Annotated in this window: 25 protein-coding genes; 19 read left to right on the forward strand and 6 right to left on the reverse strand. The window is 62.1% G+C overall.

The features are described 5' to 3' along the window. Window positions 1-126 precede the first annotated feature (126 nt). Together guaB and IE166_RS00995 are read left to right on the forward strand one after the other, a co-directional pair. A complete protein-coding gene (gene guaB, locus IE166_RS00990; RefSeq protein ID WP_189501014.1) occupies window positions 127-1629 on the forward strand; it encodes an IMP dehydrogenase in 1503 nt (500 codons plus the stop codon). 8 nt (window positions 1630-1637) lie between these two features. Further along, on the forward strand, window positions 1638-2195 hold the full coding sequence (locus IE166_RS00995) for a hypothetical protein (protein WP_189501016.1): 558 nt from the start codon (window positions 1638-1640) through the stop codon (window positions 2193-2195). Between the two features lie 12 nt (window positions 2196-2207). Here IE166_RS00995 and IE166_RS01000 read toward each other — a convergent pair whose 3' ends face one another. Further along, on the reverse strand, window positions 2208-3116 hold the full coding sequence (locus IE166_RS01000; RefSeq protein ID WP_189501018.1) for a hydrogen peroxide-inducible genes activator: 909 nt from the start codon (window positions 3114-3116) through the stop codon (window positions 2208-2210). Window positions 3117-3247: 131 nt separating this feature from the next. Here IE166_RS01000 and katG point away from each other — a divergent pair, with 131 nt between their 5' ends. The 6 genes from katG to guaA all read left to right on the forward strand — a co-directional run bounded on the left by katG (window position 3248) and on the right by guaA (window position 10121). Then, window positions 3248-5467 (forward strand): catalase/peroxidase HPI, encoded by a 2220-nt coding sequence (gene katG / locus IE166_RS01005; RefSeq protein ID WP_189501019.1) that lies wholly within the window; start codon window positions 3248-3250, stop codon window positions 5465-5467. 113 nt (window positions 5468-5580) lie between these two features. Then, entirely contained in the window at window positions 5581-6861 is a 1281-nt protein-coding gene (locus IE166_RS01010; RefSeq protein WP_189501021.1) for an RsmB/NOP family class I SAM-dependent RNA methyltransferase, read from the forward strand. A gap of 42 nt (window positions 6862-6903) precedes the next feature. After that, window positions 6904-7356: a TspO/MBR family protein gene (locus IE166_RS01015; RefSeq protein WP_189501023.1), complete on the forward strand. Its 453-nt coding sequence runs from the start codon at window positions 6904-6906 to the stop codon at window positions 7354-7356. A 72-nt stretch (window positions 7357-7428) separates the two neighbouring features. Next, on the forward strand, window positions 7429-7890 hold the full coding sequence (locus tag IE166_RS01020) for a PaaI family thioesterase (protein WP_189501025.1): 462 nt from the start codon (window positions 7429-7431) through the stop codon (window positions 7888-7890). Continuing rightward, window positions 7880-8521 (forward strand): 5'-methylthioadenosine/S-adenosylhomocysteine nucleosidase, encoded by a 642-nt coding sequence (locus tag IE166_RS01025; RefSeq protein ID WP_189501027.1) that lies wholly within the window; start codon window positions 7880-7882, stop codon window positions 8519-8521. The genes IE166_RS01020 and IE166_RS01025 overlap by 11 nt, the downstream gene beginning before the upstream one ends. A gap of 37 nt (window positions 8522-8558) precedes the next feature. Next, a complete protein-coding gene (gene guaA / locus IE166_RS01030; protein WP_189501028.1) occupies window positions 8559-10121 on the forward strand; it encodes a glutamine-hydrolyzing GMP synthase in 1563 nt (520 codons plus the stop codon). Between the two features lie 79 nt (window positions 10122-10200). Here the strand turns inward: guaA and ada are convergent, their stop codons facing one another. Then, the gene (gene ada, locus IE166_RS01035; RefSeq protein WP_189501029.1) at window positions 10201-11277 is read right to left on the reverse strand and encodes a bifunctional DNA-binding transcriptional regulator/O6-methylguanine-DNA methyltransferase Ada; all 1077 of its coding nucleotides are present in this window, start codon (window positions 11275-11277) and stop codon (window positions 10201-10203) included. A 340-nt stretch (window positions 11278-11617) separates the two neighbouring features. After that, window positions 11618-12529 (reverse strand): hypothetical protein, encoded by a 912-nt coding sequence (locus tag IE166_RS01040; RefSeq protein ID WP_189501031.1) that lies wholly within the window; start codon window positions 12527-12529, stop codon window positions 11618-11620. Window positions 12530-12808: 279 nt separating this feature from the next. Between IE166_RS01040 and IE166_RS01045 the strand changes: the two genes are divergently transcribed. Next, entirely contained in the window at window positions 12809-13987 is a 1179-nt protein-coding gene (locus tag IE166_RS01045; RefSeq protein WP_308430506.1) for a YbfB/YjiJ family MFS transporter, read from the forward strand. 21 nt (window positions 13988-14008) lie between these two features. On the opposite strand, the gene IE166_RS01050 is transcribed toward IE166_RS01045, so the two are convergent. Further along, window positions 14009-14998 carry a polysaccharide deacetylase family protein gene (locus tag IE166_RS01050; protein WP_189501033.1) on the reverse strand — a complete coding sequence of 330 codons (990 nt, stop codon included), beginning with the start codon at window positions 14996-14998 and terminating at the stop codon, window positions 14009-14011. A gap of 127 nt (window positions 14999-15125) precedes the next feature. Here IE166_RS01050 and IE166_RS01055 point away from each other — a divergent pair, with 127 nt between their 5' ends. The 9 genes from IE166_RS01055 (at window position 15126) to IE166_RS01095 (ending at window position 22227) form a co-directional block, all read left to right on the forward strand. Beyond that, complete coding sequence (locus tag IE166_RS01055; RefSeq protein WP_189501034.1) at window positions 15126-15707, forward strand: NnrU family protein; 582 nt, start codon at window positions 15126-15128, stop codon at window positions 15705-15707. Between the two features lie 143 nt (window positions 15708-15850). Beyond that, window positions 15851-16510: a tetratricopeptide repeat protein gene (locus tag IE166_RS01060; protein WP_189501036.1), complete on the forward strand. Its 660-nt coding sequence runs from the start codon at window positions 15851-15853 to the stop codon at window positions 16508-16510. A 9-nt stretch (window positions 16511-16519) separates the two neighbouring features. Continuing rightward, window positions 16520-17941, forward strand: a complete 1422-nt coding sequence (gene der / locus IE166_RS01065; RefSeq protein ID WP_189501038.1) for a ribosome biogenesis GTPase Der — start codon at window positions 16520-16522, stop codon at window positions 17939-17941. A gap of 214 nt (window positions 17942-18155) precedes the next feature. Then, the gene (locus IE166_RS01070; RefSeq protein WP_385964110.1) at window positions 18156-19277 is read left to right on the forward strand and encodes a cell wall hydrolase; all 1122 of its coding nucleotides are present in this window, start codon (window positions 18156-18158) and stop codon (window positions 19275-19277) included. A gap of 205 nt (window positions 19278-19482) precedes the next feature. Then, the gene (locus IE166_RS01075) at window positions 19483-19893 is read left to right on the forward strand and encodes an AtpZ/AtpI family protein (RefSeq protein ID WP_189501042.1); all 411 of its coding nucleotides are present in this window, start codon (window positions 19483-19485) and stop codon (window positions 19891-19893) included. Window positions 19894-19980: 87 nt separating this feature from the next. Then, the gene (locus tag IE166_RS01080; protein WP_189503164.1) at window positions 19981-20733 is read left to right on the forward strand and encodes a F0F1 ATP synthase subunit A; all 753 of its coding nucleotides are present in this window, start codon (window positions 19981-19983) and stop codon (window positions 20731-20733) included. A 74-nt stretch (window positions 20734-20807) separates the two neighbouring features. Then, window positions 20808-21032, forward strand: a complete 225-nt coding sequence (locus tag IE166_RS01085) for a F0F1 ATP synthase subunit C (protein ID WP_189501044.1) — start codon at window positions 20808-20810, stop codon at window positions 21030-21032. A gap of 104 nt (window positions 21033-21136) precedes the next feature. Beyond that, complete coding sequence (locus tag IE166_RS01090; RefSeq protein WP_189501046.1) at window positions 21137-21742, forward strand: F0F1 ATP synthase subunit B; 606 nt, start codon at window positions 21137-21139, stop codon at window positions 21740-21742. Window positions 21743-21747: 5 nt separating this feature from the next. Beyond that, on the forward strand, window positions 21748-22227 hold the full coding sequence (locus IE166_RS01095; RefSeq protein WP_189501048.1) for a F0F1 ATP synthase subunit B: 480 nt from the start codon (window positions 21748-21750) through the stop codon (window positions 22225-22227). 241 nt (window positions 22228-22468) lie between these two features. Here the strand turns inward: IE166_RS01095 and IE166_RS01100 are convergent, their stop codons facing one another. Both IE166_RS01100 and IE166_RS01105 read right to left on the reverse strand, forming a co-directional pair. Further along, the gene (locus IE166_RS01100; protein WP_189501049.1) at window positions 22469-23194 is read right to left on the reverse strand and encodes a ribonuclease HII; all 726 of its coding nucleotides are present in this window, start codon (window positions 23192-23194) and stop codon (window positions 22469-22471) included. A 153-nt stretch (window positions 23195-23347) separates the two neighbouring features. After that, window positions 23348-24511 (reverse strand): PA0069 family radical SAM protein, encoded by a 1164-nt coding sequence (locus tag IE166_RS01105; protein ID WP_189501051.1) that lies wholly within the window; start codon window positions 24509-24511, stop codon window positions 23348-23350. 136 nt (window positions 24512-24647) lie between these two features. Here IE166_RS01105 and IE166_RS01110 point away from each other — a divergent pair, with 136 nt between their 5' ends. Beyond that, window positions 24648-25148: a glycosyltransferase gene (locus tag IE166_RS01110; protein WP_308430507.1), complete on the forward strand. Its 501-nt coding sequence runs from the start codon at window positions 24648-24650 to the stop codon at window positions 25146-25148. Window positions 25149-25447: the final 299 nt, after the last annotated feature.

Consider the following 25447-nt stretch of genomic DNA (forward strand, 5'->3'; position numbering starts at 1 on the left):
CGGCGTCTTCCCTTTCGCCTGTCGGCGTGGTAGCAGCCACTGCCATTCTCCACACGGAAGAAGAGATCAGGCACGCCTCTATGGTGTAGCCCGGTTTCTCATTTCCGCTTTGCAAGGACTGGCATAATGGCGCGCATCATCGAAACCATCACGGGCGCACATGCGCTGACCTTCGACGACGTGCTTTTGCAGCCCGGTCATTCCGAGGTAATGCCGGGCCAGACCGACATCCGCACCAAGATCGCCCACGACATCGAACTCAACCTGCCGATCCTGTCGGCCGCGATGGACACAGTGACGGAAGCGCGCCTTGCGATCGCCATGGCGCAGGCCGGCGGCATCGGCGTCATCCACCGTAACTTCACGCCGATCGAACAGGCCGAACAGGTCCGCCAGGTCAAGAAGTTCGAGTCCGGCATGGTGGTGAACCCCGTTACCATCGGCCCGGACGCGACGCTGGCCGATGCCCTGACCCTCATGAAGACGCACAGCATTTCCGGTATTCCGGTGGTGGACAATGCCGGCCTCGGCGGCCCACGCGTTGGCCGCCTGCTGGGCATCCTCACCAATCGCGACGTGCGCTTTGCGTCCGACCCGAGCCAGAAGGTTCATGAGCTGATGACGAAGGAAAACCTCGTCACGGTGAAGGATAATGTCAGCCAGGACGAGGCCAAGCGCCTGCTGCATCAGCGCCGCATCGAAAAGCTCTTGGTGGTGGACGATCAGGGCTATTGCGTCGGCCTGATCACCGTCAAGGACATGGAAAAGTCGCAGCTTAATCCCCACGCATCCAAGGACGCGCAGGGCCGTCTGCGCGTCGCTGCCGCTACCACCGTCGGCGCGGATGGCATGGAGCGTGCTGAACGCCTGATCGAAGCGGGCGTCGATCTCCTGGTGATCGACACCGCGCATGGCCATTCGCAGCGCGTGCTGGACGCCGTAACGGCGGCCAAGAAGATGTCGAACTCGGTGCGCATCATGGCCGGCAATGTCGCGACCGCCGAAGGCACCAAGGCGCTGATCGATGCCGGCGCGGATGCCGTCAAGGTCGGCATCGGACCGGGCTCGATCTGCACCACGCGCATCGTCGCCGGCGTCGGCGTGCCGCAGTTGTCGGCCGTGATGTCTGCGGCTGAAGAAGCGGATAAGCAGAACGTCTCGATTATCGCCGATGGCGGCATCAAATATTCCGGCGATCTCGCCAAGGCGCTGGCTGCGGGTGCAGGTGCGGCCATGATCGGGTCACTGCTTGCCGGTACGGAAGAAAGCCCCGGCGAAGTCTATCTGCACCAGGGCCGCTCCTTTAAATCTTACCGCGGCATGGGCTCGGTCGGCGCCATGGCACGCGGTTCGGCTGACCGCTACTTCCAGGCGGAAGTGCGCGACACGCTGAAGCTGGTACCCGAGGGCATCGAAGGCCAGGTCCCGTATAAGGGGCCAGTCTCCGGCGTGCTGCACCAGCTTGCCGGCGGCCTGCGTGCCGCCATGGGCTATGTCGGCGCACCGACGCTCGGCGAACTGCGTGATCGCGCAACCTTCGTGCGTATTTCCAGCGCTGGTTTGCGTGAAAGCCACGCGCATGACGTGACGATCACCCGCGAAAGCCCGAACTATCCCGGCGTGATGTAAGCGAGGCGATGCGCTTTCTGCGTAATCCCGGTGTTCTGACGGTCGCGGCCATTCCGGTCGCGCTCGTCATGCTTGCCTTCGAATTTCTGTATCTGCGCCCGCTGACCGGCGGGCAGGCCAGCCTCGACTGGCGCTTCGACGGCTTCAAGCCGATGGAAGCGCTGTCCTGGCTGACCGCACTCGGGCCCCGCGGCCGCGAGGCGGTGCTGGTCTGGCATTATCTGACCGCCGACCTGCTGTTTCCGGTTCTTGTCGGCTTCGCGCTAGGCGGCTTCACCTATTATGCCGCCCGCCGCGTGTCCTTCTTCCGCCGCTTGGCCGATTCGACTTTGCGCAAGCTCTGCGTGCTCTGGATCCTGCCTTATCTCATCGTCGATTACGGCGAGAACATCATGATCTCGGCCATGCTGGTCGATCCCGTCGGCGTCAGCCATTCACTGATCCGCACGGCATCGGTCTTCGTGATCCTGAAGCACGTCTTCTTCGGCATAGGGCTGATCGTGATTGCGGCGCTCAGCGTGCTGGCACGCCGCGAAGCAAACGCGGACAAGCCGCGGCAGGCTTAGCGGAAAACCGGCTTAAGTCTGCTTTGTTTCTCCGCCCCATGTTTCACGGATTAGTTCGGCAAGCTTCTCGCATTCGTCGCGGCGCAATCCGTTGCGGCGCTGGAACAGCGCGATCGCACGGGTCGGTGCCGGCTTGGCGAAAGGCACGATCTTCAGCCCCGCAATCGTGTTGGCCGACGCAACCGCCATTTCAGGAATAAGCGTCACGCCCAATCCGTTCGCCACCATTTGCAGGAGCGTGGTGAGGCTGGTGGCGCCGAAGCGCTTCATGGCCACGGGCTTGACCTGCGTGCAGACGGCCAGCGCCTGTTCGCGCAAGCAATGCCCTTCCTCGAGCAGCATCAGGCGTTCAAGCGCCGGGCTGTCCGGCGGCACGGGCGGCGCGGTGAAGTCAGGATCGGAAGCCGGCACCGCCAGAAAGAAGCTTTCGTCGAACAGTGGCGTGGCCATCATCTGCCGGTCTTCGATCGGCAGCGCGGCAACAAAGGCGTCGATCTCGCCGGCCAGCAGCGCATCGGTCAAATGCGGCGTTAGCGCCTCCCGTAACTCCAGCTGGAACGCTGGAAAACTCTGCCGCAGCACGGGCAGGAGAGGGGGCAGCAGATAAGGCGCGATGGTCGGAATAAGCCCGAGCCGAAAGCGCCCCTGCATGGTGGAAGGGCGTCGCCCGCTGCTTTCGAAACTGCGAGTCGATTGAAGGATGCCGGTCGCCTGCGGCAGCAATATCTGACCTTCTTCGGTGAGACTGACCGCACGTCGTGCGCGATTGAACAAGCGGCAACCCAGTACCTCCTCAAGCTCCGCGATCTGTGCTGAAAGCGCCGGCTGCGTTACCCCGCATAAGGCGGCTGCGCGCCCGAAATGCAGCGTTTCGGCAAGCGCCTCGAAATATTCCAGCTGACGCAGGCTCGTTCGGATCATCACTCCTTCTTATCGAAACAAGAAGAAATGGCAATTTGCGATTATCGCTGATGCGCGTTACCACACAGGCCGAACGAGGATGGGCGATCGCCGATCCTTCAAACCCAGCAGCCTCGCCAGGGAGTTTAATCATGGATGCAGTGACCGACGACAAGACCGAGGGCCAGTGCCCCGTAGCCCATGGCGGTGGTGGAAAGAACGGTGCCCCTGGCGACAAGAAGAAGCCGTCGAATCGCGGCTGGTGGCCGGATGCGCTCGACATCGAGATGCTTCACCGCAATTCCGACCTGTCGAACCCGATGGGCGCTGATTTCGATTACGCCGAAGAATTCAAGACGCTCGACCTCGATGCGGTGATGACGGACCTGAAGGCCCTCATGACCGACAACAAGGATTGGTGGCCGGCCGACTTCGGCCATTATGGTGGCCTCATGGTCCGCATGGCCTGGCACTCGGCCGGCACTTATCGCATCACCGACGGCCGTGGCGGCGCTGGTGCCGGTCAGCAGCGTTTCGCGCCGCTGAATTCCTGGCCGGACAATGCCAACCTCGACAAGGCGCGCCGCATGCTGTGGCCGATCAAGCAGAAGTATGGCCGCAAGCTGTCCTGGGCGGATCTGATGATCCTGACCGGCAATGCCGCGCTGGAATCGATGGGCTTCAAGACTTTCGGCTTCGCCGGTGGTCGCGTCGATGTGTGGGAGCCGGAAGAGCTTTATTGGGGGCCTGAGGGCACCTGGCTCGGCGACGAGCGCTATAGCGGTGAGCGCCAGCTTTCCGAGCCGCTGGGCGCCGTCCAGATGGGCCTGATCTACGTCAATCCGGAAGGCCCGAACGGCAATCCCGATCCGCTCGCTTCGGCGCGCGACATCCGCGAAACCTTTGCTCGCATGGCCATGAACGACGAGGAAACCGTCGCGCTCATCGCCGGCGGTCACACCTTCGGCAAGACGCACGGCGCGGGCGATCCGTCGCTCGTTGGTCCCGAGCCGGAAAGCGGTGCGCTTGAGGATCAGGGTCTCGGCTGGAAAAGCAAGTACGAGACCGGCCACGGCACCCACGCCATTACCGCCGGTGTCGAAGTCACCTGGACGCAGGAACCCACGAAGTGGACCAACCTGTACTTCAAGAACCTGTTCGAGAACGAATGGGAACTGACCACCAGCCCGGCCGGTGCCAAGCAGTGGGTTGCCAAGAACGCTGAGCCGTCGATCCCGGATGCTTTCGATCCCTCGAAGAAGCATCTGCCGACCATGCTGACCTCCGACCTGGCTCTTCGCGTTGACCCGATCTACGAGAAGATCTCGCGTCGCTTCTACGAAAACCCGGACCAGTTCGCCGCCGCCTTTGCCCGCGCCTGGTTCAAGCTCACCCATCGCGATATGGGCCCGCGCGTGCGTTATCTCGGACCCTGGGTGCCGCAGGAAGAGCTGATCTGGCAGGACGTCGTTCCCGTCAACAATCAGCCTCTGGCAGACAGCGATGTCGAAGCCTTGAAGGAGAAGATCCTGGCGTCCGGCCTTTCGGTCGCGCAGCTCGTTTCCACCGCCTGGGCGTCGGCCTCGACCTTCCGTCGCTCCGACAAGCGCGGCGGTGCCAATGGCGCGCGCGTTCGCCTGGAGCCGCAGAAGAACTGGGAAGCCAATGAGCCCGCGAAGCTGCAGGCCGTTCTGCAGAAGCTCGAGACGATCAAGGCTGAGTTCGGCAAGCCGGTGACTCTCGCCGACCTGATCGTTCTGGCCGGTGCTGCGGGCGTCGAAAAGGCAGCTAAGGATGCCGGTCTCGACATCAAGGTGCCGTTTGCACCCGGTCGCGGCGATGCCTCCCAGGAGCAGACCGACGTCCTGTCCTTCGCACCGCTGGAGCCACGTTATGACGGCTTCCGCAACTACACGCATTCCACCAAGCTTAAGTTCCTGAAGTCGGAAGAGGCTCTGGTGGACCGCGCGCAGTTGCTGACGCTGACCGGTCCGGAAATGACCGTCCTGCTTGGCGGATTGCGCGTTCTCGGCGCGAACTATGCCGACACCAAACACGGCGTCTTCACCGACAAGCCAGGCACGCTGACGAACGACTTCTTCGTCAACCTGCTCGACATGGCAACCGAGTGGCAGGCACCGGATGCCAACGGTGTCTATCAGGGCGTTGATCGCAAGACCAAGGCGCCGAAATGGACGGCAACCGGCATCGACCTGATCTTCGGCTCGCATTCGCATCTGCGTGCCTATGCGGAAGTCTATGCCACAGCCGACTCCAAGGAGAAGTTCGCTCGGGATTTCGTGTCGGCCTGGACCAAGGTCATGAACGCGGACCGCTTCGACATCCAGAAGCCGGATCGCCTCGAGGGCTGAGGCTTTCGTCCACCAAGTTGAAAGGGCTGGGAGCAATCCTGGCCCTTTTCTTTTGCCCGCCATCTCGCTAGCAAGGTCGCGAACGGGTCAATCCGAACACGGGAAATACCGATATGCGTCTTGGCGGTCGACTTGCGGCAGCAATTGAAGTCCTGTCCGACATGGAAAAGCGCCACCGCCCCGCGGCTGACGCCTTGAAGGACTGGGGCCTGTCCCATCGTTTCGCCGGAGCCGGCGACCGCGCCGCGATCGGCAACATCGTCTATGACGCGCTGCGCCGCCGTCGTTCCGCCGCCTGGCAGCTTGACGAAGAGAGCCCCCGTGCCGCAGCCTTCGGTGCCCTGCTGCTGGAATGGGGCGAAACAGCGGATAGCCTCGACCGCACCCTTGATGGCGATCGCTTCGCGCCCGAGCGGCTGAGCGAGACGGAAAAATTGGCTATCGCTTCTCGGAAACTGATCGACGCTCCCGATGTCGTTCGGGCCGACATCCCCGACTGGTGTCAGCCGCATCTCGAACGCTCCTTTGGCGAGGATTGGGTTGCTGAAGCCGCCGCCCTTGCCGCACGACCGCCACTAGACCTGCGCGTCAACCGGCTGCAATCCAACCGCGATCGAGTGCTCGCTGATATCAGCGAAACAGGAGCAATGGCGTCTGCCATTTCGCCGAACGGCATCCGCATCCCCCCGATCGAGGGCTCCGGACGTCATCCAAATGTGCAGGTCGAACCCGCCTTTCAGAAGGGCTGGTTCGAAATTCAGGATGAAGGCTCGCAAATTGCCGCGACTTTGGCCTCCGCGAAACCGGGCATGCAAGTCCTTGATTTCTGCGCAGGAGCGGGCGGCAAAACGCTCGCGCTCGCCGCCGAAATGGAGAACCGCGGCCAGATCTTCGCCTATGATTCCGACAAATCCCGCCTGGCCCCCATCTTCGACCGCCTGAAACGCGCCGAAACCCGCAACGTCCAAGCCGTTACCTCCCTGAATAGCCTGGACAAACTGGAAGGCGAACTCGACCTCGTTCTGATCGACGCCCCGTGCACCGGTTCCGGTACCTGGCGCCGCCGCCCGGACGCGAAATGGCGCCTGAGCACCCGGCAGCTCGATGTCCGCATCGGCGAACAGGCCGCCATCCTCGATAACGCCGCGCGTTTCGTAAAGCCCGGCGGCCGCCTGGCCTACGTGACGTGCTCAGTGTTCGCCGAAGAGAACACGGATCAGGTCGAAGCCTTCCTCCAACGCCATCCGGACTTCGCCTGCGTCGATCAGGAAGCGCTTTGGAATGAACGTCTTGAGACTGGCAAAGCCCGCTTCTCGGCTTCCGGCATCGTCATGAGCCCGCTGACCACAGGCACCGACGGCTTCTTCTTCGCCGCGCTCGAACGCCGCGCCTGATACTATCTAGACGCAGGAAGGGGAGGCGCTACCTTCATCATCATGAAGCGTATCGTCTCTCTCGTTCTGTTCTTGCTGCTGGTTGTCGGTGGCGGCCTGCTGATCGGCGCCACCAATCGGCCGGGCGAATGGTATCAGGGGCTTTCCAAGCCGCCCTTCAATCCGCCGGATTGGCTCTTCGCGCCGGCCTGGACCATCCTCTACCTCTTCATCGCCTTTGTCGGCTGGCGCTGCTGGCAAGCGCAACCGACCGGCCGCCGTATGCAGCTGTGGTGGGCGCAACTGGTGCTGAACTTCCTATGGATGCCGATGTTCTTCGGCTTGCAGCAGATGGCGCTGGCGCTTGTCGTTATCTTCGCGCTGCTGGCCACGATCCTAGCCTTCATTTCCCTGAGCTGGCGTGTTGATCGGCTTTCGGCCTGGCTCTTCGTGCCCTATGCGCTCTGGACCGCTTTCGCGACCTATCTCAACATTTCGCTCATGGTGTTGAATTAGCCGAACTAGTTCTTGGCGTTGCGTCACTGGCTGGCATTTGCCATAGCTGCCCAATGGGGAGCGTGAGGTTTGATGGCAGCTAGCAAGCTCGTTGCAGGGGCAGATTTCGAAGATCGCGTTCGCGAAAGCTTCGCCCGTCAGAAAGTGATGACCACGATCGGCGCTAAGCTGACGAGTGTCACGCCGGGCATCGTCGAGATCGAGATGGACTTTGCCGACCAGCTCACCCAGCAGCATGGCTTCCTGCACGCCGGCGTCATTTCCATCGCCATGGATTCGGCCTGCGGTTATGCTGCCTACACGGTGATGCCGTCCGATGCCGCCGTGCTGACCATCGAGTTCAAGGTGAACCTGCTGGCGCCGGGTAAAGGGGAGCGTTTCCTGTTTCGCGGCGAGGTTACCAAGCCCGGCCGCACCATTATCGTGGCAGATGGTCAAGCCTACGCCTTCGGCGCCGATGGCGAAGCGAAGCTGATCGCCACCATGACAGGCACGATGATGACGGTTGTAGGCCGAGACGGCATTGCGGGCTGAACGCTTCAGGCGCATTGCCGGCCGTCGCGTGCTGTTTGTGATGGCGGCGCAGGCGGAATATGGTCCGTATTTGCAGGCCCGCTTCCAGCCTTTGATGACGGGCATCGGTCCGGTTGAAGCGGCCATTGTCTTGACTGCAACGCTGGCCGAACTGGACCATGACGGCCTGCTGCCCGACCTCATCGTCTCGCTCGGCTCCGCCGGCAGCCGTGTGCTCGAGCAGACCAAGGTCTATCAGGCCAGCAGCGTGTCCTACCGCGACATGGATGCCTCGCCGCTCGGCTTCCCGGCCGGCGTCACGCCGCTCCTTGATCTGCCGGCCGTTCTGCCGCTGGCCTCCCAGATTCCTGACGTTCCAACGGCCACCTTGTCGACCGGCGCGAACATCGTGTCGGGCGCAGCTTACGACCGGATTGATGCCGACATGGTCGACATGGAGACCTTTGCATTGCTGCGCGCCGCCACGCGCTACAAGATTCCGCTGATCGCCTTGCGCGGGATTTCGGATGGAGCCGCCGAGCTGACCCATGTTGGCGACTGGACAGCCTATCTGCACATCGTCGACGAGAACCTTGCCTACGCGGTGGATCGTCTGGAAGAGGCGTTGAAAAGCGGCGCGATCGCTGTCTGAGCTTGCGAAAAGCGCAGGATGTCATTAGACGCTCGCCATGAGCGAAGAACTTGCCCCCGACACAGTCCTTATCGTTGATTTCGGCAGCCAGGTCACCCAGCTGATCGCGCGGCGCGTCCGCGAGGCTGGCGTGTATTCCGAGATCGTTCCTTTCCAATCCGCTGATGAAGCCTTCGACCGCATCGCGCCGAAGGCCGTGATCCTTTCCGGTGGCCCGGCCTCCACCACGGAGATCGGCAGCCCGCGCGCGCCGCAGAAGATCTTCGACGCCGGCATCCCGGTGCTTGGCATCTGTTATGGGGAGCAGACGATCTGCGCTCAGCTCGGCGGCGCCGTTGAAGCCGGCCATCACCGCGAATTCGGCCGCGCCTTCCTGGAAATCCAGGATGATTGCGCCTTGTTCGAGGGGCTGTGGGCCAAAGGCACCCGCCATCAGGTCTGGATGAGCCATGGCGACCGCGTTACCGCACTGCCGGAAGGGTTCCGTGTTGTCGGCACCTCCGCAGGCGCACCCTATGCGGCCATCGCCGATGAAAAGCGCCGCTTTTATGCCGTGCAGTTCCATCCGGAAGTCGTTCATACGCCGGACGGCGCCAAGCTGCTCGGCAACTTCGTTCACCACATCGCCGGCATCAAGAGCGACTGGACCATGCGCGCTTATCGCGAGCATGCCGTACAGGCCATTCGCGATCAGGTGGGTTCAGGCCGGGTCATCTGCGCGCTGTCGGGTGGCGTGGACTCGTCCGTTGCTGCCCTCCTGATCCATGAAGCCGTCGGCGAGCAGCTCACCTGCATCCTCGTTGACCACGGCCTCATGCGCAAGAACGAGGCGGCGGATGTCGTCGAAATGTTCCGCGAGCACTACAATCTCCACCTCATCCTCGTGGACGCCTCCGATCGCTTCATCGGCGCCCTGGAAGGCGAGTTTGACCCGGAAAAGAAGCGCAAGACGATCGGCCGGCTTTTCATCGAAGTGTTCGAGGAAGAAGCCGCCAAGCTCGGTGGCGCCGATTTCCTGGCGCAGGGAACGCTTTATCCCGACGTGATCGAGAGCGTATCCTTCACCGGCGGGCCGTCCGTCACCATCAAGTCGCACCATAATGTCGGCGGTCTGCCAGACCGCATGAACATGAAGCTGGTCGAGCCGCTGCGCGAACTCTTCAAGGATGAAGTCCGCGTGCTGGGCAAGGAACTCGGCCTGCCCGACAGCTTCATCGGCCGCCACCCGTTCCCCGGTCCCGGCCTCGCGATCCGCTGCCCCGGCGGCATCACCCGCGACAAGCTGGAGATCCTGCGCGAAGCCGACGCGATCTATCTCGACGAGATCCGCAAGGCCGGCCTTTACGACGCAATCTGGCAGGCCTTCGCCGTGCTGTTGCCCGTGCAGACCGTGGGCGTCATGGGCGACGGCCGCACCTACGAGTTCGTCTGCGCGCTGCGCGCCGTGACCTCGGTGGACGGCATGACCGCCGACTTCTACCACTACGACATGGAATTCCTCGGCCGCGCCGCCACCCGCATCATCAACGAAGTCCGCGGCATCAACCGCGTCGTTTATGACGTGACCTCGAAGCCACCTGGCACGATCGAGTGGGAATAAGCGGCAGAAGTCGCTCTTCGCCAAAGCGTTCTGCGTCCTTGTTCCGTCCAGCGATTTCTGCTGATCGGGAAGAGGCCGCTCACCGCGCCGCTTGTGCCTCCCGATCGATTAGCGCGCGCTTGCGCTCCAAACCCCAACGATAGCCGGACAGGCTGCCATCGGTGCGAACGACGCGGTGGCAGGGGATGGCGACGGCGAGTGCATTGGCTGCGCAGGCACCGGCAACGGCGCGGACTGCGCTTGGCTGGCCGATCTGCGCGGCTAAGTCCGCATAGCTGACCGTCTTGCCGACGGGGATGTTGCGCAGAGCTTGCCAGACACGCTCTTGGAAGGCGGTGCCGCGAATGTCGAGCGGCAGATCGAGACCGATGCGCGGGGCTTCTACGAAGCCGATTACGGCGGCTACGGTTTCTTCGAAAGCGGGATCGGCACCAATCAGTTCGGCTTTGGGAAAGCGGTCTTGCAGGTCTTTCAGCAAGGCGTCGGGCTCGTCGCCGAGCAGAATCGCGCAAAGACCCCGTTTGCTCTGCGCCACAAGGATGTGCCCCAGCGCGCATGTGCCGATGGCAAAGTGGATGCACGCACTCGTTCCGCCACGCTTATACGCGCCCGGTGTCATACCCAAAACCTCATTCGCCTGGTCGTACGCGCGACTGCTGGCATTGAAGCCGGCTTCGTAGATGGCTGTCGTTACGTCACTCCCACCGTCGAGAGCGGCGCGGAGCTTCTCGGCGCGGCGGGCGGCTCCATAAGCGCGCGGCGTCAAACCGGTATGCTGTTTGAACAGTCGGTGAAAATGGAACGGGCTGAGGCCGGCAGAGGAGGCGAGGGCGTCCAGTTGCGGAAGCTCTTCCGCGGCTTCGATCTGCTTGCAGGCATCGATGATGACTTGTGCTTGCGTCTGCTTAAGTGAGGCAGCTTGCGGCTTGCAGCGAAGGCAGGGACGGAAACCGGCTTCGGCAGCCTCGTCAGCTCTTGCGAAGAACCGGACGTTTTCGGGCTTGGCGCGGCGAGAGGGGCAAGACGGTCGGCAAAAGATGCCGGTAGTCAGGACTGCATAAACGAAATGATCGTCGGCGATCGCATCGCGTTCCACCACAGCCTTCCAGCGTGAGTCCTGAAGTGGATCGAACGTGGATTGAGAAGAGAGCGACATGGCGTGTCCTTATGAGGCTCCGCGCATCATAGGCAAGGCGATGATCGTCAGCTTCCCGCTGCTTGCTGTCAAATCCGATTCTAGCAAGCGCAAACGAAAACGCCCCGCCGGTTGAGAGCAGGGCGTTTTTCCGAAAAGTTCAATCGATCAACGAAGACCGAGGAAGGACAGAATCGCGAGAACGACGACGACCAGACCGACGAGATAGATGATACCGTTCATTTTATGAGCCTTTCAGATTAGCGGATCTATGAAGTAACGCTGATGTGTATGAGGAGTTCCTGACGAACACCGACACTGCTGTGGAAAAAGGCGGCTGCCCGCCTTTTCCCTTGAAGCATTATCGACGAATGCCGAGACCTTCGATGATGACGCCTTCATCGCGGTGGCGACCACCGAGACCGGCTGCGAAGAATGCAACGGCTGCACTGACGGCCAACGAGGCGGCGGTGAAGAAGGCGACTACGAGCGCCGTCTTGCGTGCAGCTTCCGCTGCATCACGAGCAGCCTGCTCAGCCTGCTCAGCCGTAGCCACAGCCTGGTCGACACGAGCGCGGGCCTCTTCCTGCGGAATGCCGGCGTTCTGAGCGATCAAGCCAGCGACATAATCGCGGTCTTCGTTCTTGAACTCACCGTCCGCAATCGAGGACGTGAAGATGCGGCCAACTTCCGAACGGGTTTCCGGCGTGATCGGCTGACCGGCCTGGCCGCGGAACAAGCGATCGACATAGCCGGCAATTGCAGGATTGTCCGCTGCATTGCCTGCGCCCGAAGCGATGCCGCCAACAGCGCTGGCCGCGCCGCCTGCAACATTCGAAACGGCATTGGCTGCCGTGCTCGTCGCAGCGCCGAGGCTGGACACGGCAAGGAAAGCACCTAGCAGGGCACCAACGCCCCAGACCAGCAGACCGTGCGAGCCATCGCGGATGTCGGACTCATGCTCGGTCGCATCATAAGCGCGGCGGCGAAGACGGCCCGTGATGTAAGCGCCGGCGCCGAAAGCCGAAACCTGAACCCACAGCAGCCAAAGACCGGCAGCAAGTGCGATGCCCCAAAGCGACGTGCTTTCGCCTTCGTAGGGCGAAGTCAGCGACAAGCCGAGCGCCGATCCGAATGTGATCAGGACGAATGAAATGGCAGTGGCCAGAACGGCGCCTGCGATGATGGCAGCCCAATCAACGTAAGAACCGGTCTTCTCGCCGGCTCCCGTCTCGACGATGGTCACGCCCGATGTTGTGTCACCCAAAGACATGGTTTGTACTTCCCTCTCCTTGCTCCAGGATCAGTCGTGGAGCAGGTTTTCCGTCAAGTTCCGTGAAGCGATCAACGATAACCGGCGTAGGAGAGGATAAAGAGAACGATAACCACCACGCCAATGATGTAGAGAATGCTTCGCATGAAAAAGACTGGACCTTCTGTTACGAACGCCACCGCAACGCCGCTTCAGGCACTTTGTTCCTTTGGTGTCTCGTTGATGTCTTATATATGTTCGAAGCACCTCGATCCGGCTTCTCATTCGTAGGCACAAGCCTTGCAGCACAACAAAGCTCTCTTGACCGCTTTGGCCGGCATGGCCAGCCTTGCAACGGCGATGGGGATAGGGCGCTTCGTCTTCACGCCGCTCCTGCCTTCCATGATGACGGGCGCCGGTCTCACAGTGTCTCAAGCGGGGTGGGTCGCATCGGCCAACTTCGTGGGTTACCTGCTGGGGGCGATCCTTGCCGCGGGCGGCTGGGCGCACGGGAAGGAACGCGTCATCGCCCTGAGCTCCCTCCTGGCCTCCAGCCTGTTGGCGGCGGCGATGGGCCTGGGCAACGACTTTCTTCTTTTCATGCTGATCCGGTTCGTAGCCGGCCTGGCAAGCGCCTTTTGCCTGGTTTTCACGACAACGCTTGTTTTTGCGCGCCTTGGCCAGGCCGGACGCATGGATCTCCAGGCAACCGTGTTTTCCGGCGTGGGGCTGGGCATTGCCCTGTCGTCGGTTCTGACCGGCATCGTTTATGTCGAGGAAGCCAGCTGGCGGTCGGGGTGGTTCGCGTCCGGCGCCTTGTCGCTGGCCGGCACCCTTGTTGTCTTTCTTCTGCTGGAACCTGCAGCGAAAGGTGGTTCGGTAGCCGAGCGCGAGCCGCCTCTGCCAAAATCCCGGCCGTTCTGGGCCATGACCCTCGCTTATGGCATCTTCGGTGCCGGCTATGTGGTAACGGCCACCTTCCTGATTGCCATCGTGCGCGCCGGCAATGGCGGTGCGTTGATGGAAGCGGGTGTCTGGCTGGTGACTGGCGTCACGGCCTTCCTGTCGCTGCATGTCTGGAAGATCGCTGCTGCGCGCGTCGGCGTGGTCGGCGCCTATGTCGCCGCCTGCCTGATCGAAAGCCTCGGCGTTCTGGCAAGCGTGACGATCCCCGGCGCGGTCGGACCTTTGATCGGCGGCGCGTTGCTTGGCTCCACTTTCATGGTGATTACGGCCTACGGTCTTGCAGCCGGCCGCATCTCCACGCCAACAGCGCCGCGTAAGGCTCTGGCTGTGATGACGGCCGCCTTTGGGATCGGTCAGGTTCTCGCACCCATCGCCGCCGGCTACGTTGCAGCCTGGACGGGAGGCTTCCTAGTACCCTCGCTAGGCGCCGCAGTGCTGCTGCTTCTATCGGGCGCGATCGCCTTCTGGTCGGGCGTCAAACCTGCGGCTTCTCCAACCCGGCGGGGCGCTTAGCCCGCATCTGAAGGCTATCGATCAGCCGCCAGCGCTCTTCGCCGCGCTGGTGAGCGCTTCGAGTTCGCGATAGCTCACGCATTTGGTGTCGGGCCGGACGCAGACTTCGCGGGCGAAGCGCTCGAGGGCATCCCAATAGGCGCCGCCGTTCATCAAGACGAAATGGAAGCCGAACTGGAGGGGGCGCTTCTTGCCCGCTATCTCGGCATCATAGGCGGTCTTGAAAGCCTGATAGGTGCGCTCGGAAAAGGCCGCGCTGTCTTCCGTCTTCTCCTTGCCGCCGGAATGACGAACATAAAGATTGTAGTCCATCGCAATGATGCGGCGCGATTTGGGGCCTTCCGGCACCATCGGCAGGGAGTAAAGCGGCACCTTGGGCTTGCGGTCGGCTTCAACCGGGCCGTCCGAGACGCCGCTGGCGCTATACTGGAAGCCGGCCTGCGCCAGTGCCGCGTCCAACCCCTTGCTGGTGGACAAATAGGGCACGCGAAAACCCTTGATTTCGTTTTCGGCAAAGCTATTCCACTCGGCCGGCTCACCGTCGATCGCATTGATGGTGTAGGCATCGCGCACGATCTTGCTGAAGCTGTCGAACTCCGTCAGCCAATCGGCCTTCGACCAGTCCTTGCCATCGTAATGGCCGCAGCCGTGGCTACCGATCTCGTGACCTTCGCTTCGGGCTGTCCAGATCTGCTGGAGCCGTCCGACGACATCCTCGCGTGTTTCCGCAAAGCCCACATTCGAGCGGCCGCGTGAATGATGCGGTGCCTGGTAGGCGGACTTGGTTTCCGGCGAAAGCAGGTAAACGCAGGACAGGAAGTAGGTGAAATGCGCGCCCGTTTGGGTCGCCAGCGCGCGGCTTCGCTGCCACAACGCATTGTCATGCGCGCCATCGAACGAGATTACCACATATTGTGGATTAGCCTGAGGCGCCGCCTCCTGAGCGAATAGGGCGGTTGGAAAAGCAGCAGCCAGAATGGCGGCGACAGCGGCATGGCGTTGAACGAACATCGATCCCCTCTCGAAGGAGGCTGCGGGCTAGAACCCGAATATGGCGGGGATGCGGACGCGAAGGGGATGGGCGGCCGCACTGCTTGGTGCTAGGGAAAGTAGTCGCGCCAGCCTGAAAGCCAGCCTCATGACGATCCTTCTTCTCGGCATCATCCTGTTTCTCGGAATCCATTCCGTCGACATCGTCGCGCCCGCCTGGCGGCAGCGCCAAGTCGAGCGCATGGGCGAGGGGACCTGGAAAGGCATCTATTCCGTCTTCGCCCTTCTCGGCCTGATCCTGCTGATCTGGGGCTATGGTGCGGCACGCAACGAGGGCGTCGTGCTCTATGAGCCGCCAATGGGCCTGCGGCACGTCGCCTTGCTCTTGATGCTGCTCTCCTTCATCGCGCTCGCCGTTTACGCTCTTCCGGCTGGCAAGCTGAAGGCCAAGCTCAAGCATCCGATGCTGGTGGCCATCAAGCTTTGGGCCTTCGCGCATCTTCTCGCCAATGGCGACCTTGCTTCGGTCTTGCTGTTTGGTACGTTTCTCATCTGGGCGGTGTTCGACCGCATTTCGGTGAAACGCCGTCATGTCCGCACGCCGGCTCCCGGTCCGGCGAAGTGGGACCTCATCGCCGTGATCGTTGCGTTCGTGTTCTACCTTCTGTTCCTGTGGCGCGTGCATTACTGGCTGATCGGCGTTTATCCCCTGCCGCAGCTCGCCGGCTGACGCCAACTTGAAGAGAAGGGTTGGGCTTTTTCGCGCGGCCTCTTCCATGCCCGCCAAAACTCGCTAAAACGCAGAACTTCAATCAAAGCCGGCACTACGCCGGACGCCGGTTCTTTGCCGGCCAATCGAGCAAAGCGAAACGGATGTCGGACACCTTCTTCCGCGAAGTCAATCAAGAGATGCGGCAGGCGCAGGCTCAGGCGATCTGGACCCGCTTCGGCCCGATCGCCATCGTTGTTGCGCTGCTGATCGTTCTCGCGACCGGCGGCTGGGTTCTTTACGACTGGTGGTCGACCAACAAAGCCAACGCGTCGGGCGACCAGTTCTCGCAGGCCCTTCAACTCGCCAGCGAAGGCAAGACGGATGAAGCCGCTGCCGCCCTGCAAACGCTCGAAGACAATGGCGTCGGCGCTTATCCGCTGCTCGCGCGTCTGCGCATGGCAACCGTGCTTGCTCAGAAGGGCGACTTCACCGGTTCGGTCGCTGCCCTCGACCAGGTGGCTGCCGACAGCGCCATTCCGCAAGGGCTGCGCGATGTCGCCAAGCTGCGCGCCGGTCTTGTGCTCGTGGATCACGGCAGCTTTGCCGATGTGGAAGCGCGCGTCGGCCCGTTGAACGCCGACACCAACCCGCTGCGCCACTCGGCGCGCGAAGCGCTCGCTTTGTCGGCCTGGAAGGAAAACCGTCCGGCAGATGCCCTGCCGATGTTCCAGCAGATCATTGACGATCAGGCCGCCCCCGGCAATCTGCGTCAGCGCGCCACGATGATGGTCGAGCTGATCCGCGGCTCCGGCGTCAACTAGGCCGGCATCATGGGTTTCACCCTCGCGATCATCGGCCGCCCGAATGTCGGCAAGTCCACGCTTTTCAACCGCCTGGTTGGCCGCAAGATCGCGATCGTCGATGACACGCCGGGCGTGACGCGCGACCGTCGCGTTCATGATGCCAAGCTCTACGATCTGCAATTCGAAGTCGTCGATACGGCCGGCCTCGAGATCGCACCGAACGAGTCGCTGGCCGGCCGCATGCGCGCGCAAACCGACATCGCGATCGAAGAAGCCGATGTCATCCTCTTCATGATCGATGCGCGCGTCGGCCTCACGCCGGACGATCGCACCTTTGCCGACATCGTGCGCCGCGCCGGCAAGCCGCTGGTGCTGGTCGCCAACAAGACCGAAGGCCGCGCTGCCGAGGCAGGCGCGATGGAGGCCTGGGAACTGGGTCTTGGCCAGCCGATCGAGATCTCCGCCGAGCATGGTCTCGGCATGGCCGATCTGCGCGACGCCGTAGTGGAAGCAATAGGCAAGGAACGCGCTTTCGAGGAAGACGAAGCGGATGCGCTGGTTGCCGAACTCGGCGAGGTACTGATCGGCGAGGACATCACGGATCCCGACGCCGAACCAGCCTATGACGAAACCAAGCCGATGCGCATCGCCATTGTCGGGCGCCCGAATGCCGGCAAGTCGACGCTGATCAATCAGATGATCGGCGAAGAGCGCCTGCTGACCGGTCCGGAAGCTGGCATTACCCGCGATTCCATCTCCGTTGAATGGGAATGGAAGGGCCGCGAGCTTAAGCTGTTCGACACCGCCGGCATGCGGCGCAAGGCGCGCGTTCAGGAAAAACTCGAGAAGCTCTCGGTTGCCGATGGCCTGCGCGCCATCCGCTTTGCCGAAGTGGTGGTTGTCGTGTTCGACGCCACGATCCCGTTCGAGAAGCAGGACCTGCAGATCGCCGACCTCATCATCCGCGAAGGTCGCGCATTGGTTCTCGCCTTCAACAAGTGGGACCTGATCGAAGACAAGCAGGCTTATCTGATCGAGCTTCACGAAAAGACCACCCGGCTTCTGCCGCAGGTGAGGGGGCTGCTCGCCATTCCGGTTTCGGCCGAGACGGGCCGCGGCATCGATCGCCTGATGGACGGGATCGTCAAGACTCACGAGGTCTGGAACCGCCGTATCTCTACCGGCCGTCTCAACCGCTGGCTGGAAGGCGTGGTCGGCCACCATCCGCCACCCGCCGTCGCCGGTCGTCGCCTCAAGATCAAGTACATCACGCAGGTGAAGGCGCGTCCGCCGGGCTTTGTTTTGTCCTGCACCCGGCCGGAAGCCGTGCCGCAATCCTATGTCCGTTACCTCGTCAACGGTTTGCGCGAAGCCTTCGACATGCCCGGCGTGCCGATCCGCATGATGCTGCGCGCGTCTGAAAATCCGTTTGCGCCCAAAGGCCGCTAGGCTCGTCGCGTTACCTACGATCACGCTTTTCTGAAGCGGCCGGTGCCATGCGCCGGCCGCTTTGCTTTGAGCGACCCTGCAAAATTAACCGCTCATCAAGGTTAATCGATCATTTCTTTTCGGGAACGGGTCGGTTGCGTTTCTGGAGAGTGGGTCGGTGCTAGATCGAGTTTTGCCGCGGCGGTTTGCTGCGTCGGACCGCCTGCGGTCCTTTGTGTCTCCCCTGATCGTGGGTCTCGGTATCTGGGTCGGCTTTCCGGCCGAGATCGCGATGCAGGACATGACCAGCATGGTTTCGGGCGCCGAGGCCGTAAGCTCGCGCTGGAACGCCTATCTCGAAAAAGCCGCTGCCGGATCGGTTCAGCAGGCCGACATGAAGTTCGGCGCAAGCGTCATGAATGCCAGCCTTTCGGGTGCCGGCCGCAAGACCAAGGCGCTGGGCATCGTCGCCTTCAACGGCAAGGCCGGCAAATCGGACGCACCGGACGAAGATCGCGTCACGCGCTCCGACAAGAAGGGGCGCATTGTGCGCATTGCGCCGGTCGCCCCGCCCAAAGCCTTTACCGCCGGTTCGGTGTTCGAGCGCACCAGCATGATCCTGCGCTCCACCAACGGTGACGATCACAAGATGGCTTTCGTGCAGCCTGATCTCGGCGGCAAGGAGATCCAGATCGCCGCCGAGTTTCACCCGCATGCCGTGCGCAAGCCCGATCCGATGCTGCCGACTGCCCTTGCAGCACTCGTGACCAACGAAAAGGCCGACATTCTCGCAACGGCTTACGCGCCTGTCGAACCGGATTACGCGTCCGCATCCCCCTTCGAATCGCTTCTGCGCGGCAGCAATCCCAATGATGGGCGCTTCATCCCGCCAATCGCCGATGGCGATCATGACTGGATGAGCCAGCCGCTGCCGCCGGAAGTCTTTTCCGCTGCCGAGCAGAAGTGCCTGGCCACCGGTGTCTATTTCGAAGCGCGCGGCGAAAGCGAAAAGGGCCAAGCGGCCGTGGCGCAGGTGATCCTGAATCGCGTGCGCAACCCGACCTACCCGAATACCATCTGCGGCGTCGTCTACCAGAACAAGAACTGGCGCAATCGCTGCCAATTCTCCTTTGCCTGCGATGGCATTCCCGACATCATCACCAGCCGCTCGCATTACCGCATGGCGGAGGAAGTGGCGCTGGCGGTGACGGCTGGAAAGATCTTCATTCCCGAGGTGGGGTCATCGACCCATTACCACGCAACCTATGTCAATCCGCGCTGGAACAAGACAATGGAAGAGATGAAGAAGATCGGCCTGCACATCTTCTACCGCACCTATGGAGGCGGTTGGAGCTGACCGCGAAAAGGGGGATTCGCGTTCCAGGCGTCGAGGATCGCTGCGGGCGCATTGTCGCACAAAGCTAAGTGCCTGTTTTCGAACCTGAAAAAGCATGTGTGAAGCGCGACTTTCGCGGCTTGACGGGGGATTGTGACCTAACTATGGTGCGGCCGACTTTGAAGCGGCGGTCCTATCGGGTGCCTGCTCTGACGGGAGGACGCGGATGGCCGGAAACAACAGGCCTGAAGATCCTTCCAACGAGCGGGCCTATACGGGCGGTGCCGACGCATCAGGCGACGACGGTCTCGATAGACGTCGGCGCGACCTTGGCGCCAAACTGGCGTCGCGGCGCCCCGAGACGCAAGTCGGGGCCGGAGATGCAAAATCGCGTGGCGCGACCGGTTATGGCCAGGCAATGAAGCTTTCCAGCGAGTTCATCGCGGGGATCGTCGTTGGCGCTGGGCTAGGCTGGATCGTTGATCGCTTTGCCGGTACGTCTCCTTGGGGCTTGATCATTTTCTTGCTTCTCGGATTTGGTGCCGGTGTTCTGAATGTCCTGCGGTCTGCGGGGCTTGTGGCGGATGCGGGCTTACACTCGTCGGATGCGCCGCCGGCCGACACGGATCGCAAGTAGCGGCTTCGGTCGTATTTCGATAAGACGCGGCATCCGCCGCATCATGTGAACTGGCCTTCGGGCCCGATGGAAGAGCAAGGGGTAGCGGTGGCCAACGATCCGATCCACCAGTTTCAGATCTCCCGCCTGGTTCCGATCGAGATCGGCGGGCTGGATTTCTCATTCACCAACTCGTCGCTTTTCATGGCGCTGACGGTCGCAACGGCTGGCGCATTCCTGTTTCTGTCGACGTCCAGCCGCGGCCTGATCCCCGGCCGGCTGCAGTCGATCTCCGAAATGTCCTATGAGTTCATTGCGGGGATGCTGCGGGATTCTGCCGGCAGCGGGGGCATGAAGTTCTTCCCGATGGTGTTTTCGCTGTTCATGTTTGTGCTGGTCGCGAACCTGTTCGGCATGTTCCCCTACTTCTTCACCGTCACCAGCCACCTCATCGTCACCTTCATGCTGGCGCTGTTCGTGATCCTGACCGTGATCGTTTATGGCCTGATGAAGCACGGTGTTGGCTTCTTCAAGATCTTCGTCCCGAGCGGCGTTCCGACCGCGATCGTGCCGATTGTTGCGCTGATCGAAGTCATTTCCTTCCTGTCGCGCCCGATCAGCCTTTCGGTTCGTTTGTTCGCCAACATGCTGGCCGGCCACATTACGCTGAAAGTCTTTGCCGGCTTCGTCGCGTCGCTTGGTGCGATGGGCGCCGTGGGCATCGGTGGCGCCATCCTGCCGCTGGCCATGACGGTTGCGCTGACCGGACTTGAGTTCCTCGTCGCTTTCCTGCAGGCCTACGTTTTCGCCGTTCTCACCTGCATGTACCTCAACGACGCGGTGCATCCCGGCGGCCACTAAACGGCCGCTATCCTTCACCGGCGGATCCCGCCTCAGTTTATCCTCGACAAAAGACCCCTCAAAAGGAGCCTACAATGGAAGTGGAAGCAGCAAAGGCAATCGGCGCAGGACTTGCCTGCTTCGGCATGGCCGGTACGGCACTCGGCCTCGGCAACATCTTCGGCAGCTATCTCTCGGGCGCTCTGCGCAATCCGTCGGCTGCTGACGGCCAGTTCGGCCGCCTCGTGTTCGGCTTCGCGGTGACGGAAGCTCTGGGCATTTTCTCGCTCCTCATCGCTCTGCTCCTGCTCTTCGGTTGAGATCGAAGACGAACCGTCCTTGATGGGGCGGTTCTGGACAGACGTACCGGAGGCTTTCCCGATCGCGATAACCGCGGTCGGGTTTCAATTCACAGGGGAAGCCGATGTTCGTCGCGCCCGCTTTTGCGCAAGAACAAGCACCAGGCACGCATAACGAGCCGCTGACCAACACGCCGCCTGCCATGGAAGGCACGACGGTGCATGAAGCGGGTACGGAGCATAGCGCAGGGTTTCCACCCTTCGACAGCACGTTCTACCCCTCGCAGATTCTCTGGCTGGCGATCATTTTCGGCCTGTTCTACCTGTTCCTGAACAAGGTGGTTCTGCCGCGCCTCGGCCATATCCTCGAAGTCCGTCGCGATCGAATCGCACAGGATCTCGACACGGCTGCTCGCATGAAGGAAGAGGCCGATGCGGCCGTCGCCGCATACGAGCAGGACCTTGCCGATGCCCGCGCCAAGGCCAATGTGATCGGCCAGGAAGCGCGTGATCGCGCCAAGGCCGAAGCCGAAGCCAGCCGTCGCGCGACCGAAGCCGGTCTCGACACGAGGCTTGCCGAGGCCGAAACCCGCATCGCATCGATCAAGAACGCCGCCATGTCGGAAGTCGGCGCAATCGCCGAGGAAACCGCTGCCGCGATCGTGGAAGCTTTGGGCGGGCGCGCCGATGGTGCTGCAATCGCCTCGGCTGTTGCTGCTGAACGGAGCTGAGCGCCATGCATTTTGACGCAACATTCTGGGCAACCGTTGGTCTCATCCTTTTTCTCGCCTTGATGGTATACCTCAAGGTCCCGGGTTTGGTGACGAAGTCGCTCGACGAACGTGCCGATCGCATCCGCGACGAACTCGAGGAAGCTCGCCGCCTGCGCGAAGAAGCGCAGCAGCTGCTCGCCGAGTACCAGCGCAAGCGTACGGAAGCCGAAAAGGAAGCAGGCGACATCGTCGCGGCAGCCGGTCGCGAGGCGGAAGCCCTGCGCCAGGACGCCAAGACCAAGGCCGACGAATACGTCGCTCGCCGCACCACGATGGCCGAGCAGAAGATCGCTCAGGCTGAGCGGGAAGCCGTCAACGCGGTTCGCTCCAGCGCGGTGGACATTGCCGTTGAAGCCGCGCGACGGGTTCTCGCCCAGCAGGGCGATGCCGCACCAAATGCCTTCCAGGCGTCGCTCGCAGAAGTGAAAACCAAGCTGAACTGACAAGGTTCAGCTTACAGTAACGAAGAAAGGCCGTTGGAGTGATCCAGCGGCCTTTTTGTTTGGTGGAGGACGCCGCCCTCCACGCTGCAACATAACCATACCGGTCTTGGAGTGATCATCTAAGATCACTCAAGCTCAGGCTACGTTGAGACGTGGATGGATTGTCGAGTGACGATCTCAGCACGTGCTAACGGGAAGTGGCCAAACCGTTCGCTTCGGCGAGCTGAGCTAAGCTCGCGCCCTAGCCTGCAACGCGCCGCTGCACATCAGCAAGCTCTTCCTCCGGCAGGAAGTCGGTTTGAATGCCGACATCGGGACCAGCCTTCAGCGGAGCGAAGGTCATGCGGTGAAGACGCGAGATGGGTCCATGCGCGGTGATCGCGTCGCGATGGAGAACGGTGCCGTAGCCCATATGGCTGTCGAAGCCGTAGGCATCATGATGCGCGCTGCATCGGGTCATCATGCGGTCGCGCATGACCTTGGCGACGATCGATGCCGCGGCAATGGATTGTGAGCGCTGGTCGCCCTTGATCAACGCTTCGCCAGCACAGGGCAGGCCGGGCGGGACATCGCGTCCATCGGCAATCACGAGCTTCGGCTGAAGGATCAGGCCGTCCACCGCGCGCTTCATGGCGGTCAGACTGGCGCGCAGGATGTTGATGTCATCGACGCATTCCGCGCAGATCGACGACACGCTGACCGCAAGCGCGCCTTTCAGGATCTTGGCGAACAAGGCCTCGCGCGCGTCGGCGGACAGGCGCTTGGAATCGTCCAGGCCTTTCGGGATGCGCTTAGGGTCGAGAATGACGGCCGCGGCAACGACCGGGCCGGCGAGGGGGCCGCGGCCCGCTTCATCGACGCCGGCGACCGGCCACTGCTCGGCCTTGATCGCACGCTTTTCGCGCGCGAAGTCGGGGGTCGAGACAACCTCGAAGAGGGGCGGAGAATCAGAACGCGCGCGAGCCATGTTGCGGCGAAGCTCGCACCACCCCCGATTCTCCGCAAGTCCTTCCCGGCATAAGGGGCGTTGCCGGAAAGGAAACCGCTGGCCGCCAAGGGAACGATCCGGCCAAACGGAATGGCATCATGTCGGCCTAGATCCCGCCGGCCGAGCGCGACTTCAAAGCAGCTGCAACTGCTTGCCGGCAGGCTCAGGCGCTTCAAAGAGATCGGTCCGCAAAGGGCGCTTGTTCGCATTGAGGCCGAGGCGCTTGGCGGCAAGCTCAAAGCGACGGCCGATCTGCCAGGCATAAGGACCGCTGCCCTTCATACGCTTGCCCCATTCGGCATCGTAATCCTTGCCGTCGCGCATGGAGCGAACCAGCGACATCACATGGCGATAACGGTCGGGGTAGTGCGTCAGCAGCCAGTCCTTGAAGATTGGCGCGACTTCGAGCGGCAGCCGCAGCAAGACGTAGCCTGCTTCCTTCACGCCGAGCGACGCCGCCGAATCGAGGATGCGCTCGATTTCCGGATCGTTCAAACCGGGAATGATCGGCGCAACCAGAACGGATACGGGAATGCCGGCTTCGTTCAGCGCGCGCAAGGCTTCGAGCCGGCGCGTCGGAGTGGCCGCACGCGGCTCCATGGTGCGGGCGAGCTTGCGGTCGAGCGTGGTGATTGACAAGGCGACCTTGGCGAGACCGCGCTCGGCCATGCGCTGCAGAATGTCGATGTCGCGCATGACAAGCGCGGACTTGGTGACGATGCCCACCGGATGGTTGTGCGCATCAAGCACTTCCAGGATTTCGCGCATGATGCGATGCGTCTTCTCGATCGGCTGGTAGGGATCGGTGTTGGTGCCGATTGCGATGGTGCGGACCTCGTAGCCCGGCCTGGCGAGCTCCTTTTCCAGGAGCTTGGCCGCATCCGGCTTGGCAAAAAGTTTGGCTTCGAAGTCCAGCCCGGCGGATAGCCCCATATAGCTGTGCGTCGGTCGCGCGAAGCAATACACGCAGCCATGCTCGCAGCCGCGATAGGGATTGATCGAGCGATCGAAGGAGATGTCGGGTGATTCATTGCGCGTGATGATCGTGCGAGGTTTTTCGACCTGCACTTCCGTCTTGAAGGGCGGTAGCTCTTCCAGCGTGTTCCAGCCGTCGTCAAAGACATGGCGGCTGGTTGGCTCGAACCGCCCGGACGGATTGATCCCCGCTGAGCGGCCTCGCCGCCGATCGGGCGCAATGCGCATGCCACTTTCGCCGACAATGGCATTGGCCAAGGCAGCGCCGCCATTGGTGAAGGCTGCCCGGTCGGCTCGGCTAATCTGTTCGAAACTCTGCATCAAACCCGCTCCTGATGATCGACGCTACGGTCGAATCGCGTGGTGTGGATGAATGTATTCCTAGAGGCGCAAACAGAACGAAGCAAGAACAAAATCGTTCCCCGTGATCATGGCGTCTGCGCACGGCTTCCGGTAAATGTCAGTGATGCTGTCCGTTTTGATCGAGACCAGAAACCACGAGGAAGCCTTGGCCCGCACACTGGCCTCGCTGGTGAGTGCCGCCGTGGAAGGGATGGTGCGCGAGGTCATCGTTCTGGATCGCGGCTCGACGGATGGTACGAGCCGTGTGGCAGATCATGCGGGCTGCGTGTTTTTGGCCGAAGCGTCGCTGAGTGATGGGATGCAACGCGCGCGAGGGGATTGGCTGCTGCTGATCGAACTGGGCGCACGGCTGGTCGATGGCTGGACCGATGAAGTGCGGCGCCACGTTGCGATGGATGGCGGTGCGGCGCGTTTTACGCCGACGCGGCTCGGTTTCTGGGAGCGGCTGTCGTTAAAGCGCCCGGGCTTACGCGCGGGGCTCCTTGTGTCCAAGGCAGACGCGCTGTCTGTGATGCGTAAGGACTGGGATGGTTTGACGCTGGCGCGAACAGTGCGGGCGCGGCGGCTGGATGCGGGGATCTTGGCTGGTGATTAGGCGAGTAGGCGAGGTGCGTCCTTCGAGGCTCGCCCCGATGGGTTGGCTCAACACCATCTAACCCTATGCGGGCTCGCACCTCCGGATGAGGAGCGTTGGGGAAGAGGCGCCGTCTGATTAAAATGTGGCATCTGCCAGGGGTCCTCATCCTGAGGTGCGAGCGCAGCGAGCCTCGAAGGACGCACCTCACTGTTCCAGTTTTGCTGCTTGTGATCGAGCGAGCTTCAACGGGTCTCCTCGGTCATTGTCAAAGAACGCAGGTGGCCGGATGGCTCCTGCTGTGGCGCATACGCGTCCGA

The organism is Tianweitania populi, from assembly GCF_014652875.1.
Taxonomy (GTDB): domain Bacteria; phylum Pseudomonadota; class Alphaproteobacteria; order Rhizobiales; family Rhizobiaceae; genus Tianweitania; species Tianweitania populi.